This window comes from Clostridium sp. LXY-7 (assembly GCF_056172015.1).
On the sequence record NZ_JBLLJL010000002.1, the window covers coordinates 93,545 to 107,553 of the forward strand.

The following is a 14,009-nucleotide window of genomic DNA, read 5'->3' on the forward strand; positions in this document are numbered from 1 at the left end:
GGATCTTATGGAGAAGTATATAGTCAATATAAAAATAAAAACATAGATACTAAAAGAATTGTATTTGGAATATATTTTAAAATTTAACTCTTAGAGTTATAATTGAGAAAAGTAAAAATGTTAATAGAGAAGTAGAACTGTGTCTAGATTATTTAGGTATAATATTTAAGTTTTGAAACTATTAACATAAGAGGGGGATATATTATGGTAAGAGAATACGATGAAAAAATTGACGAGTTAAAAAAAATAATTAAAAAGATAAGTTATTTATCACAAGCAGCTGGGTTAGTTCACTGGGATATGGCTGTTAATATGCCCAAGGATGCAGGAGAGAGTAGAGGTAATATGCTTGGATATTTATCATCAGAAATCTATAAACTAATAACTAGTGATAGTGTTAAAGAGTTAATTTCTTCTCTGGAAAACCAAAAGGGACTAACTGAATTTGAAAAAGCTATGATATTAAACTTAAGAGATGAATACAATAAAACGAAGAAAATTCCAGAAGATATATATACTGAGTACACCATAGAAGCTGTGAAATCAAATTTAGCTTGGGAAGAAGCTAAAAATAAATCAGATTTTTCTATATTCCAGCCACATTTAGAAAAAATGGTTGAGTATAAGAGAAAATTCACAGAATTTTATGGTTATGAAAAACATCCTTATGATGCACTTTTAAATGAATATGAAATGGGAATCACTGTGGAAAAGTTAGATAAAGTATTTGGTGAATTAAGAGATGTCATAGTAGATATTTTAAGAAAGATTAAAGATAGTGGCAATGAAATAGATGATTCTATTCTATATGGGAACTTTAGTATAAATATACAGAAAGATTTTGAAAAGTATCTTCTTGATATAATAGGTTATGATTATAAAAATAGAGGAAGGATTGATAAATCAGAACATCCTTTTACAACCAATTTTGGTAATAAGGATGTTAGAATAACTAATCATTATTATGAGGATAATTTTATTAGTTCAATGTATAGTGCAATTCATGAAGGTGGACATGCTATATATGAGCAGCAGATTGAGGATGAATTGGAAGATTATGGACTTCAAGGTGGAGCATCTATGGGGATTCATGAATCTCAATCAAGATTCTATGAAAATGTCATTGGAAAGAGTAAAGAATTTATAACTTATATTTATCCAGAGTTTCAGAAGCGATTTAAGGGTTTTGAAGATGTAGATAGTGAAGAATTTCATAAAATGATTAATAAAGTGAATCCTTCACTAATAAGAACTGAAGCAGATGAATTAACCTATAGCTTACATGTAATCATCAGATATGAGATAGAAAAAGATTTAATAACAGGTAAAATAGATGTAAAGGATTTGCCAGAAATATGGAATACTAAGTATGAAGAATATTTAGGCGTAAGACCGGCTAAGGATAGTGAAGGGGTACTTCAAGATGTCCATTGGTCCGATGGTAGCTTTGGATATTTTCCAAGTTATGCATTAGGAAACATTTATGGACTACAATTTTTAAATGTAATGATAGAGGATATTCCAAAGATATATAGTGAAATTGAAAAAGGGGAGCTTACTGAAATTAAAGCATGGTTGAAAGCAAACATCCACAGATATGGTCAAGTATACAAACCAATGGATTTACTAAAGAAAGTAACTGGAGAAGAATTAAATTCTAAATACTTTATAGAATATTTAAGAGAAAAGTATTCGAATATATACAATTTGCAGTAGTGTATTTATTCATATAAACTGCAAATTTAATAAAAAACATAGAAAATATTATTGACAAATGTGGTTATTATGCTAAAATAACAATAAATATAATTTCAAAATATTGAACATTAGTTATATTTATTGAATTTGGAGGTTTATTATGAAAAATATCATTGGAAAGGGAATAGGCAGAAAATTTGGTTTTTACTTTAACTGGGGCTTTTTTTACTTTAGCGCTGGGTACTTTTTCTGCAAAAAAATATTTCACATTTTCAATGAGTTTAATAAATCTAGGATTATTTTATATAGACAACCTATATATGAATAATGTTATATAAAAGTGGTTTATTTATAAGGCTCATTAGAGCCTTATTTTTTTATATCTATTTTAGTAAAAAATAGCATTATGACCTTAATATGTATGAAGGGGGACTGAAAGCAGCTTACTTATTATTAAGTCAACTCAATAATTGATCTTTTTAAACATAACTAATATAAAAAACTAAGGAGGATATATTATGATAGTTATTATGAGAGCAGGTACACCTAAGGAAGAAATCATAAAATTGAAAGAGAGGATTGAAAGAGAGAATTGTATGGCAAGTATAGTAGAAGGGGAAAGCTATACTGTGTTAGGGCTTGTAGGAGATACTACAAGAATAGATTCTAGCAAAATAGAGGCTAATGAATTTGTTGAAAGGGTTACTAAAGTTCAACAGCCCTATAAATTATCTAATAGATTATTTCATCCACATAATACAGTAGTTCAAGTAGGAAATCAGACCATAGGGGGAGAAAAAATAGCACTTATGGCTGGACCTTGCTCAGTGGAGAGCGAAGAACAAATAGTTGAAATTGCAAAAAGTGTAAAGGCCAGTGGTGCAGGACTTTTACGAGGGGGAGCATTTAAACCAAGGACATCTCCTTATAGTTTTCAAGGGTTAAAGGAGGAGGGGTTAGAGCTTCTAAAAATAGCTAAAAAGGCCACAGGACTTCCTATTGTAACAGAGATTATGTCACCAAATATGATTGATAGGTTTGTACAGGATGTAGATGTAATACAGGTTGGAGCAAGAAATATGCAAAACTTTGATCTTTTAAAAGAACTTGGAAAAACTAATAAGCCAATACTTTTAAAGAGAGGAATTTCAGCTACTATTGAAGAATTTATAATGTCAGCAGAGTACATAATGTCAGAAGGAAATCAAAATGTTATTTTGTGTGAAAGAGGTATAAGAACCTATGAGACCTTCACCAGAAACACACTGGATTTAAGTGCCATACCAATATTGAAAAAGTTCACCCATCTTCCAGTAATTGTTGATCCAAGTCATGCAGCAGGTCTTTGGTGGATGGTAGAGCCACTTTCAAAAGCTGCCATTGCAGTAGGAGCAGATGGACTTATAATTGAAGTGCACAATGACCCGGCTAACGCAAAATGTGATGGACAGCAATCAATAACACCAGAAAGATTTAATGAACTTATAGTAAAACTTAGAAAAATAGCCGAAATTGAGAATAGAATAATTTAAAAATTAAGGAATGATGTATAAAATGAAAAAAATCAATGTAGACCTTGAAAAGAATAGCTATATTATTTACATTGAAAAAAACCTTTTATTTAATGTTGGACAATATTTAAAAGAAAATTTCACTCCTAGAAAGATAGCAGTTATTACTGATGAAAATGTAGAGGGGTTTTATGGGGAGAGGCTTAAGGAAATCATTGAAGCCAGTGGATTTTCTACTAGAGTTATAACTGTAAAACCTGGGGAAGAAAGTAAAACTGTTAGAAGCCTAGAAGAGGTATATAGACAGCTTTCTGAATTTAATATCACTAGAAATGATTTAATACTGACTTTTGGAGGAGGTGTAGTTGGTGATTTAGGTGGCTTTGCTGCTTCAACCTATTTAAGAGGAGTACCTTATATACAGATACCTACGTCACTTTTAGCTCAGGTTGACAGTAGTGTTGGTGGAAAGGTAGCAATAGACTTACCTTGGGGGAAGAATTTAGTTGGAAGCTTTTATCATCCCAAAGCAGTGTTTATTGATCCAGAGCTACTAAAGACCTTAGATGAAAGATTCCTTTGTGATGGTTTGGCAGAGGTAATAAAATATGGATGTATAGAGGATGTGGAAATAATAAGCACCCTATTAAGTTATAAAGGTAGGGAAGAACTTTTAGAGAATATTGAGAATATAATTTTCAATTGTTGTAATATAAAAAAGCACATTGTAGAGATTGATGAAAAGGATTTTGGAAAGAGAATGATTCTAAACTTTGGCCATACTATAGGTCATGCCATAGAGCAATATTTTAATTATGAAAGATATACCCATGGAGAGGCAGTGGCCATAGGTATGATGGAGATAAGTAAAAAGGGCGAAGAATTAGGAATTACAGAAAAAGGCACTTCAAGAAAAATAGAAGAGGTACTGAAAAAATATAAACTTCCGTACAAAATGCCTGAAGTTGATAGAACAAGTATAATTAAAGCCATGACTTTAGATAAGAAAACCGTGGGGGAAAACATTAATTTAATTTTATTATTGGATTTAGGTCATGTGATAATTAAAAAAGTAGAAATTAAAGATATAGAAAATTATATTTAATATTTATCATATCTAATAGAGAGGATGAAAAAGGAGCTTATGAAGGATATAATAATCAATCCTAAAATACTTAATGGAAAAATAATTATTCCATCATCGAAGAGTCTTTGCCATAGAGCTATAATTTGTGCAGGGCTTTCAAAGGGACATAGCCATATAAGTAATGTGATATTTTCCAAGGATATAGAAGCTACCTGTGGGGCCATGAGTGCCCTAGGTGTGAACATAGATATAAATGAAGGAAATAGAAATCTTTTAGTAAAGGGAGTAGAAAACTTAAATTCTAATAAGATAAATATTAACTGCTTTGAATCTGGCTCTACCCTTAGATTTTTTATTCCTATTGCGTGCACTACAGGTGGGGAGGTAACCTTTAAGGGAGAGGGTAAGCTTGTAGAAAGGCCCTTAGAGGATTATTATAGTATATTTAAAGAACAAGGAATTAAGTACAATAATCATGAGGGAAAGCTTCCTTTAAACATAAACGGAAAATTATCACCTGGTGAATATAAAGTTAAGGGAGATGTGAGTTCTCAGTTTATCACAGGCCTACTTTTTGCATTACCACTACTTCCATCAGATTCTAAAATAATTGTGACTACAGAGTTAGAATCTAAGGGATATATAGACTTAACCTTAGATATGTTAAAAAACTTTTCAGTACAGGTGGAAAATAGAGCTTATAGAGAATTTATAATCAAGGGAAATCAACAATATAGTGCAAGAGATTATAAAGTTGAGGGAGATTTTTCTCAGGTAGCATTTTGGTTAGTAGCAGGGGCTTTAGGTGGCGATATAGACTGTGAAGGGATCAATGTAAATTCTCTTCAAGGAGATAAGGTAATAATAGATATAATAGAGAAAATGGGTGGTAAGATTACCATAGAGGGAGATAAAATAAAAGCCAATCCAAAGAACCTTAAAGCCACAGTAATTGATGTTTCTCAATGTCCTGATCTTGTGCCTATAGTTGCAGTTTTAGGAGCATTAAGTAAAGGTACTACTGAAATAATAAATGGTGCTAGGGTTAGATTTAAAGAGTCAGATAGATTGAATGCTATAACCACAGAACTTAATAAAATAGGAGCTAATATTGAAGAGAGAGAAGCTGGGCTTATAATAAGAGGAGTGGAAGCCTTTAAAGGTGGCATAGTAAACAGCTGGAATGATCATCGTATTGCTATGGCATTAGCTATTGCTTCTATGAGATGTACAGAACCATTAATAATTGAAGGTGCTCAAAGTGTAAATAAATCTTATCCTGATTTTTGGCAGGATTTTATTAAACTCGGGGGTGATTTAAATGAGTGGAACATGGGGAAATAAAATAAAGCTTTCAATTTTTGGAGAATCCCATGGAGAAGGTATAGGAATAACTATAGATGGATTAGAGCCTGGTATAGAATTAGATTTAGAATATATAAAACAGGAGATGAGTAGAAGAGCTCCAGGAAATAGTAGTTTATCAACTCCTAGAAAAGAGGGGGATGAATTTAAAATACTAAGTGGATATTTTAACGGTAAAACCACGGGTACACCACTAGCCATGATAATTTATAATAGTAATCAACATTCAAAGGATTATGAGAGAACTAAGGATTTAATGAGACCAAGTCATGGGGATTTTACAGGACACGTAAAATATGGTGGTTTTAATGATTATAGAGGAGGGGGTCACTTCTCCGGGAGAATTACAGCACCTTTAGTATTTGCAGGAGCTATATGTAAACAGATATTAAGAAAAAAAGGCATAATTATTGGAGGCCACATAAAATCTATTGGAGACATAGAAGATAAATCCTTTGAATTATGTCATATAAATGAAGAAAGTCTAAAAGAATTAGTTAAAGATAGATTTCCATTATTAAACCCACAATTAAGGGATAATATGAAAAATGAAATACTTAAGGCTAGAGAGGATAAGGATTCTATAGGTGGAGTTATAGAGGTGGCGGCAATAAATCTACCTATAGGTCTTGGAGAACCATTTTTTAATTCAATAGAAAGCAACTTATCTCAACTACTTTTCTCAATTCCAGGAGTAAAAGGTGTGGAATTTGGACTGGGCTTTAATATTGTAAAAATGAAAGGGTCTCAAGCTAATGATGAATATTATATTGATGAAGATAGAGTAAAGACTTATAGCAATAACAATGGAGGGGTAGTAGGAGGAATAGCCAATGGCATGCCACTGATTGTTAGAACTGCCATAAAACCTACCCCTTCCATAGGAAAAACTCAGAGAACCATAGATATTAAAAAGGGTGAGAATAGTGAAATAGAAATAGTGGGAAGACACGACCCATGTATTGTATTAAGAGCAATACCAGTAGTAGAAGCAGTTACTGCCATAGCTATTTTGGACTTCATTTAATTAAACAAAGGGGGACATAGAATGGATGATTTAAGTTTTCTAGATGAAGAGATTAAAGAGAAGAAGTCTACCTCATATAAAGTTGGATTTCAAGGAGTAAGAGCTTCTTTTAGTCATCAAGCATTAATTGAGTATTTTGGAGATAGTGAAGACACTGCTTGCTTTTCAAGATTTGAGCAGGTGTTTGAAGCTTTGGAGAATGAGAAAATCAGGTATGGTGTATTACCTATTGAGAATTCCTCCACAGGAGGCATAGCTGAAGTATATGATCTCCTCCGAAAATATGGTTTTTACATAGTAGGTGAAAAATGTATTAAAGTTGACCATAATTTGCTAGGTATAAAAGGAGCAGAGATTTTAGATATAGATGAGATATATTCCCATGAACAAGGGTTTTTGCAATGTAAGGAATTCTTGGATAGTTATGAGAATTGGAGATTGATACCATATTTTAATACAGCTAAAAGTGCTAAACTTGTAAAGGATGAAAATCTAAAGCGTAAGGGGTGTATAGCTAGTAAAAAGGCTGCAGAAGTGTATGGATTAGATATTTTAAAGACCAATATTAATTATAATGTTAATAATCATACACGATTTATAATTATAGAAAAGAATATGAAATTCAGTGAGAATTTAGATAAAATCAGCATAGTAATAGCACTGCCCCATAGATCAGGAGCACTATATAGTATTTTAAGATATTTTGAAGAGTACAATTCTAATATGATAAAGATTGAATCTAGACCTATGGTGGATAAATCCTGGGAGTACTTCTTTTACATAGATTTCCATGGAAACCTATTAGAGGAAAGCACTAAAAATTTATTAAAGGATATAGAAAAAGATAGCTTATATTTTAAGTTTTTAGGCAATTATAAAGGTGAAGTGAATTAAGTTATTTTCAAAAAATGGTTTTTTCAGATGTCTAAAATCTTTCAGTGGTATTTTGAATTTGTAATATGAAAATATTTAGGAGGGGAATATGAAATTTTTGGTAATCAACGGTCCAAATATAAATTTTATAGGAATAAGGGAAAAAGAAATATACGGAAATAATGATTATGAGGAGCTTTGTAATTTTATTACACATAAGGCGCAAAAATTAAATGTAGAGGTAGATATAGTACAAAATAATATAGAAGGGGAATTAATAAATCATATACATAGAGCATATTTTGAAAAATATGATGGCATAGTAATTAATCCAGGTGCATATACCCATTATAGTATAGCAATTTATGATGCACTTAAGTCTGTGAATTTAAAGGCTGTAGAAGTGCATTTAAGCAATATTCATGCTAGAGAGGAGTATAGAAAGAAATCTGTGACAGCAGGAGCTTGTATAGGGCAAATTTCTGGCTTTGGATTTTTAGGATATGCACTAGCATTAGAAGTATTGGCTGATAGCTATAGTTAAAAGTATTAAACATATAATATTATTATTTATATTGATATGGAAATAAAGGCAGTTGAGAAATCTATAATCTATTATAAATTTTACCTCGATTATTGTAGAACATAGAAATTATTTGACATTTGAGGATTGATTTTTATACACATCTATCTTACACTAAGTATAGATAAAAATTTACAAGAAATATTTTAAATTTTTTAATAGTTAGAAATATTATGAAGTAACTTGAGAAGTGCAATACTTAAATTAGTTTATTTCATAAGTTTTAAACATGTAGAAAAGTATATAGAGGGAAAGTAGGTTTTAAGTCTTGAGGTGGATAGAAATTAAAGGAAATACTTCTCTAAGAGGAACTATAAATGTACCAGGTTCTAAAAACAGCTCATTACCTTTAATGGCAGCAGCTTGTCTTTCAGAGGAGCAGATTATACTTAGAAATATACCAGAAATATCTGATGTAGATATATTATTAAGCATAGGAGAAGATATAGGTCTTAAATATATTAAGGAAGCAGAATACATATTATTAAACCCAAAAGAAATATGTAGTGGAGATATTGATATAGAGAAATCAGCTGCATATAGAGCTTCATATTATTTTATAGGAGCATTATTGGCTAAGATGAAAAAAGTTAGAATAGGATACCCAGGGGGAGATAATTTTGGCAGTAGACCTATTGACCAACATATAAAGGGATTGGAAGCCTTAGGTGCAAAAGTGGAATTATATAGAGATTATTATGAGGTAAGCTGTGAAAAGCTTAAGGGTACTGATATTTATTTTGACGTAATAACTAGTGGAGCTACTATTAATGTTATGTTGGCTAGTGTACTTGCAGAAGGAAAAACTACCCTAAAAAATGCTGCAAGAGACCCTGAAGTTGTAGATGTTGCCATAATGCTAAATAAAATGGGAGCAAAAATTAAGGGGATGGGAACAAGTACTATAACTATAGAAGGAGTGGAAAGGTTACAAGGATGTGACCATACTGTAATCCCTGATAGATTAATTGTAGGAAGTCTTATAATTGGAGCAGCAGCAACAAGAGGTGATGTTACAGTAGAAGGAGTAATTCCAGAGCACTTACATTCCTGTCTAGCAAAACTGAAGGAAGCAGGAGTTACTATTGAAAGTGGAGATGATTATATAAGAGCTTATGTAGAGGATACATTAAAGGGTATAAATGTAAAAGCTTCAATGTACCCTGGTTTTGCCACGGATTTACAACAGCCATTAACAGCAATGCTTTTAACTGCAGAGAGTCATAGTACAATAATTGATACTGTTTATCCTGAAAGATTTAATCACTGTGTTCAATTAAATAAGATGGGAGCAGATATCATTTTAAGGGATGGTTCTGTGGTGGTTCCAGCTAAAAGAAGAATTACTGGTGAGTGGGTTCATGCAACAGATGTAAGAGCAGGAATGTGTTTAATTTTAGCTGGTATGCTTGGAAAAGGAACTACTCATATAACAGGAATAGAACATATCGAGAGAGGATATCCTGATATTGTGGAAACTTTTATTTCTCTTGGAGCAAAAATTAAATTATGTGATGATAATGCAGAGATAGAAGATGAGGAAAAGATTCAAGAAATGTAAATTTAAGTATTATATATAGAGAGACTAATTATAATGAATTAGTCTCTCTTAAATTTTACCCTATATTTTTAGATGGTTGTTGATTCAGATTTTCATAATAGTATGTAGTTTATTATCAATAACGATGAAAGCAGATAAATTTAAGAAGGAATTAAACATAAAATTTGAAATCTATAGTATAATTTACTTAATAAATTAATTCATATTTGAAGTTGAATCAGTAGTGTTTTAATAATTGGAGGAGTGTATATGTCAGAGATAAAGAGTATTGTAGATAAACAGAGGGAATACTTTAATAAAGGAGCTACTAAATCAATAGATTTTAGAATAGAGAAACTAAATATATTAAAGAATGCCATATTAAAAAACGAAGGAGAAATCTTAGAAGCTATTAATAAGGATCTTAACAAGGCACCTTTTGAAGCCTATGCAACTGAAGTGGGAATAGTACTAGAGGAATTAAGTTTTCTAATGAAACATATTCGTAAATGGACACGTCCAAAGAAAGTTAAGGCTCCCATTATGCATTTTCCATCAAAGACTTATACAGTAGCAGAGCCCTATGGATTATCCTTAATTATGTCACCTTGGAACTATCCATTCCAATTGACAATAGGTCCACTAATTGGCTCTATAGCGGGAGGAAATTGTACTATTATTAAGCCATCAGCCTTTTCAGCTAATACTTCTAGAGTAATTAGCAAAATAATAAAAGACAATTTTGATGAGGAATATATTACAGTAATTGAAGGTGGAAGAGCTGAAAATCAAGCGTTACTCAATGAAAAATTTGATTATATATTCTTTACTGGCAGCGTAGATGTGGGAAAAGTAGTTATGAAAGCCGCATCTAAACATCTAACTCCTGTAACTTTAGAACTAGGAGGAAAGAGTCCTTGCATAGTAAATAGTGATGCTAATATTGAACTGGCAGCTAAGCGAATTGTATGGGGAAAATTTTTAAATGGAGGACAGACCTGCGTTGCTCCTGATTATGTGTTAGTTCATAAGGATGTAAAAGTTGAATTAATAGAAAATATGAAAAAATATATTAATAAATTTTATGGGGAAAGTCCCTGGGATAATAAGGATTTCCCTAAAATCATCAATGAGAAACATTTTAATCGCCTTCTTGGACTTTTAGAAGGAGAAGATATAGTAATTGGAGGAAAGAGTAATCTTCATAGCTTAAAAATAGCACCTACAGTGGTTGATAATGTGACCTGGGAACACAATATAATGAAGGAAGAAATTTTTGGACCACTATTACCAATATTGGAGTTTGAGAGCATTGATAAAGTCATTGAGGTGGTGAACCGTCATCCTAAGCCTCTAGCATTATATCTATTTACCACTAGTAGTATAATTGAGAAAAAGATAGTTGAAAATATATCTTTTGGTGGAGGATGTATAAATGATACAATTGTACATCTTGCTACCTCACACATGGCTTTTGGTGGAGTTGGAGAAAGTGGTATGGGTGGATATCATGGAAAGGCAAGCTTTGAAACCTTTACTCATAAAAAGAGCATATTGAAAAAATCTAATTTAATTGATATAGACCTTAGATATCCTCCTTATAAGGATAAACTTAAGCTGTTAAAAAAGATTTTTTAGAAGGATTCAATAAAATGATTTAATATCATACAAGTATGCTTAAAAACTAGGATGTTTTTAACTGTTAAACTATTGAATTTATGGATTTTTTACATTACAATATAGTCAAGGCATATTGAATATTATTTGGTTGGCCTAACTTAAAGTTTAATGAGGTACTTTCTATGTATGATAAAGAAACAATATATGTGGTTGGAACATCAAAGACCAATACAGATAATGCTATAACTAACAGGTTTAATGCTTTTTTCATTGGATTTGTTATAGATATTAAGACAGAATCTATTATTGATTTAAGCTGTACTTCAACCATTAGAACCACAGAGGAATTTGTTAAGACCCTCTTTCTTGGAAAAAATATAGGAAAGTATGATTTGGGACTAGAGGAAGAAATTAAGAGAAGATATCATGGATCATCTCAAAAGGCAATTATTGTGGCCTATAAAGATGCACTCAAAAAATATAATGAAATAAAGCAAAAATATTAATACTGCTTTATTTATAGGACATATTTTATTATACGAGTATGTTAAAGTAAATAAAACCCAGTAAAAGCTAGGATATATCTATGCTTTTATTGGGTTTTAATTTTTTATAAACATATTATGAGGAGGAGAGTTTATATGAAAATTACTGATATAAAAATAGGGAAAATATCTGTACCATTAAGGACTCCATTTAAAACTGCACTAAGAACAGTAAACAGTGTAGAGGATGTAATAGTAGAAATATACACAGACACAGGAAATATAGGATTTGGTGAAGCTCCCCCTACGGGAGTCATCACAGGAGATACTACAGGATCTATAATAGGAGCAATTGAAGATCACATAAAGAAAACAATAATAGGTATGGAAATAGATAATTTTGAGGATTTAATGCATAAGCTTCATAGCTGTGTTATTAAAAACAGTAGTGCAAAAGCTGCTATAGATATAGCATTATATGATTTATATGGACAACTTTATAAGGCTCCACTATATAAGCTTTTAGGGGGATATAGAAAGGAGATTACTACAGATATAACAATAAGTGTTAATGAACCAGAAGAGATGGCTAAGGATAGTTTAGAGGCTATAAAAAGAGGATATAATACTTTGAAAATAAAAGTAGGAAAAGATGCTAAAAAAGATATGGAAAGAATGAAGGCTATCAGGGCAGCGGTTGGATATGATGTAGATTTAAGAATAGATGCCAATCAAGGGTGGAAGCCTAAAGAAGCAATACAAGTTCTTAGAAAAATGGAAGATGAAGGGTTGCAAATTGAGTTTGTAGAGCAACCAGTTTTAGCTCATGATCTTGAAGGATTGAAATATGTTAAGGATAATATATCAATTCCAGTATTAGCAGATGAGAGTGTGTTTTCACCTATGGATGCATTGAGAATACTGCAATTAGGAGCAGCTGATTTTGTTAATATTAAGCTGATGAAAACTGGTGGAATATATAATGCACTTAAGATATGCAGTGTTGCAGAGATGTATGGAGTAGAATGTATGATTGGTTGTATGTTAGAGGCAAAAGTCAGTGTAACTGCAGCAGTTCATTTAGCTTGTGCTAAGAGCATAATAACTAAAATCGACCTAGATGGACCTGTATTATGTAGTGAAGATCCAGTAATAGGAGGAGCTATATTTAATGAATTCAAAATAGGAGTTGGTGAAGAACCAGGTCTTGGAATAAAGAAAATTGAGAATGTAATGTATTTATAATAATGAAGTTTAATTTTAATATTTTATAAAAGAAAAACCTATTTGTATAGTATTTAAGATAAAGTAGTATAACAATTGTGACGGAAGGAGCTTTTTTATGGAATTAGAGCAGTTGATTAACAATATAATAATGGATACCACAGCAGATGTGGCAGTGGTATTTAAAAGTTTCAAAGGAAATTATAGTATTAATATAAATGAAAATATGAAATTTCCATCAGCTAGTACCATCAAAATACTTATCATGGCAACTGTAATGCAAGAGGTAGAGGAAGGAATATTTGACCTAAATTACACCATAGAATTAAAGGATGAAATGAAATGTGGCGGTGCAGGAATTTTTAGTGAACTGGATAGTGGGCATAGATTTAATATAAGAGAATTAATTACAGCTATGATAATTCAAAGTGATAATGCAGCTACTAACATGCTTATTGATTTGGTTGGAATGGAAAAAATAAATAAAATGGCTGAAGAACTAGATATGAAGAGTACAAAGCTAAATCGTAAAATGATGGATTTTCAGTCAGCTAAACATGGGAAGGAAAATATCACTAATGCTAGAGACTTATCTATAATACTAGGGTTTATATATAGGGAAGTACTTGTAGATAAGCCTTCCAGCCAGATAATGCTTTCGATTCTTAAAAAACAACAGCTTGAAGGTGGTATCACAAAGTATCTTCCAGAGGATATAGTGGTTGCTAATAAGACTGGAGATTTAAACAAAATTGAACACGATGTTGGAATAGTCTACCATCCACAAGGAGAGTATATTCTATGTGTACTTACTAAGAATTTAAATTATAATAAAGAAGGTAAAGAGATAATAGGGAAAATTTCTAGAGAGATATTTAATTCTCTGCTTAGTTCTAAATAATAATTGGATAATTTTTCCATAATATAAGAAGGTTGTCTAAAAATATTTTAAGTTGCAATTTTATAATATTCTCTTGCAAAAATTAATATTCTATT

Annotated in this window: 12 protein-coding genes; all 12 read left to right on the forward strand. The window is 31.3% G+C overall.

Annotated elements, in window-relative coordinates; genetic code table 11:
- The first annotated feature begins 204 nt into the window (after nt 1–204).
- The 12 genes from ACI48Q_RS07475 to ACI48Q_RS07530 all read left to right on the forward strand — a co-directional run bounded on the left by ACI48Q_RS07475 (nt 205) and on the right by ACI48Q_RS07530 (nt 13,914).
- On the forward strand, nt 205–1,716 hold the full coding sequence (locus tag ACI48Q_RS07475; protein ID WP_474918455.1) for a carboxypeptidase M32: 1,512 nt from the start codon (nt 205–207) through the stop codon (nt 1,714–1,716).
- Between the two features lie 500 nt (nt 1,717–2,216).
- Nucleotides 2,217–3,230 (forward strand): 3-deoxy-7-phosphoheptulonate synthase, encoded by a 1,014-nt coding sequence (gene aroF, locus ACI48Q_RS07480; protein WP_474918456.1) that lies wholly within the window; start codon nt 2,217–2,219, stop codon nt 3,228–3,230.
- A 22-nt stretch (nt 3,231–3,252) separates the two neighbouring features.
- Nucleotides 3,253–4,314: a 3-dehydroquinate synthase gene (gene aroB, locus ACI48Q_RS07485; protein ID WP_474918457.1), complete on the forward strand. Its 1,062-nt coding sequence runs from the start codon at nt 3,253–3,255 to the stop codon at nt 4,312–4,314.
- Between the two features lie 39 nt (nt 4,315–4,353).
- Nucleotides 4,354–5,640: a 3-phosphoshikimate 1-carboxyvinyltransferase gene (aroA, locus tag ACI48Q_RS07490; protein ID WP_474918458.1), complete on the forward strand. Its 1,287-nt coding sequence runs from the start codon at nt 4,354–4,356 to the stop codon at nt 5,638–5,640.
- Nucleotides 5,618–6,688 carry a chorismate synthase gene (gene aroC, locus ACI48Q_RS07495; RefSeq protein WP_474918459.1) on the forward strand — a complete coding sequence of 357 codons (1,071 nt, stop codon included), beginning with the start codon at nt 5,618–5,620 and terminating at the stop codon, nt 6,686–6,688. Before aroA ends, aroC begins: the two co-directional genes overlap by 23 nt.
- Before the next feature lie 21 nt (nt 6,689–6,709).
- Entirely contained in the window at nt 6,710–7,582 is an 873-nt protein-coding gene (locus ACI48Q_RS07500) for a prephenate dehydratase (protein ID WP_474918460.1), read from the forward strand.
- 88 nt (nt 7,583–7,670) lie between these two features.
- A complete protein-coding gene (gene aroQ / locus ACI48Q_RS07505; protein WP_474918461.1) occupies nt 7,671–8,105 on the forward strand; it encodes a type II 3-dehydroquinate dehydratase in 435 nt (144 codons plus the stop codon).
- 307 nt (nt 8,106–8,412) lie between these two features.
- The gene (murA, locus tag ACI48Q_RS07510) at nt 8,413–9,705 is read left to right on the forward strand and encodes a UDP-N-acetylglucosamine 1-carboxyvinyltransferase (protein ID WP_474918462.1); all 1,293 of its coding nucleotides are present in this window, start codon (nt 8,413–8,415) and stop codon (nt 9,703–9,705) included.
- Nucleotides 9,706–9,954: 249 nt separating this feature from the next.
- The gene (locus ACI48Q_RS07515; protein WP_474918463.1) at nt 9,955–11,322 is read left to right on the forward strand and encodes an aldehyde dehydrogenase; all 1,368 of its coding nucleotides are present in this window, start codon (nt 9,955–9,957) and stop codon (nt 11,320–11,322) included.
- Nucleotides 11,323–11,486: 164 nt separating this feature from the next.
- Nucleotides 11,487–11,810 (forward strand): DUF3870 domain-containing protein, encoded by a 324-nt coding sequence (locus tag ACI48Q_RS07520; RefSeq protein WP_474918464.1) that lies wholly within the window; start codon nt 11,487–11,489, stop codon nt 11,808–11,810.
- Between the two features lie 135 nt (nt 11,811–11,945).
- Nucleotides 11,946–13,034, forward strand: a complete 1,089-nt coding sequence (locus ACI48Q_RS07525; protein ID WP_474918465.1) for a dipeptide epimerase — start codon at nt 11,946–11,948, stop codon at nt 13,032–13,034.
- 97 nt (nt 13,035–13,131) lie between these two features.
- Nucleotides 13,132–13,914, forward strand: a complete 783-nt coding sequence (locus ACI48Q_RS07530) for a serine hydrolase (RefSeq protein WP_474918466.1) — start codon at nt 13,132–13,134, stop codon at nt 13,912–13,914.
- Nucleotides 13,915–14,009: the final 95 nt, after the last annotated feature.

Bases quoted from the DNA above. Each gene is read 5' to 3' on its own strand.
- ACI48Q_RS07475 (WP_474918455.1), top strand. From the start codon at position 205: ATGGTAAGAGAATACGATGAAAAAATTGACGAGTTAAAAAAAATAATT.
- aroF (WP_474918456.1), top strand. From the start codon at position 2,217: ATGATAGTTATTATGAGAGCAGGTACACCTAAGGAAGAAATCATAAAA.
- aroB (WP_474918457.1), top strand. From the start codon at position 3,253: ATGAAAAAAATCAATGTAGACCTTGAAAAGAATAGCTATATTATTTAC.
- aroA (WP_474918458.1), top strand. From the start codon at position 4,354: ATGAAGGATATAATAATCAATCCTAAAATACTTAATGGAAAAATAATT.
- aroC (WP_474918459.1), top strand. From the start codon at position 5,618: ATGAGTGGAACATGGGGAAATAAAATAAAGCTTTCAATTTTTGGAGAA.
- ACI48Q_RS07500 (WP_474918460.1), top strand. From the start codon at position 6,710: ATGGATGATTTAAGTTTTCTAGATGAAGAGATTAAAGAGAAGAAGTCT.
- aroQ (WP_474918461.1), top strand. From the start codon at position 7,671: ATGAAATTTTTGGTAATCAACGGTCCAAATATAAATTTTATAGGAATA.
- ACI48Q_RS07515 (WP_474918463.1), top strand. From the start codon at position 9,955: ATGTCAGAGATAAAGAGTATTGTAGATAAACAGAGGGAATACTTTAAT.
- ACI48Q_RS07520 (WP_474918464.1), top strand. From the start codon at position 11,487: ATGTATGATAAAGAAACAATATATGTGGTTGGAACATCAAAGACCAAT.
- ACI48Q_RS07525 (WP_474918465.1), top strand. From the start codon at position 11,946: ATGAAAATTACTGATATAAAAATAGGGAAAATATCTGTACCATTAAGG.
- ACI48Q_RS07530 (WP_474918466.1), top strand. From the start codon at position 13,132: ATGGAATTAGAGCAGTTGATTAACAATATAATAATGGATACCACAGCA.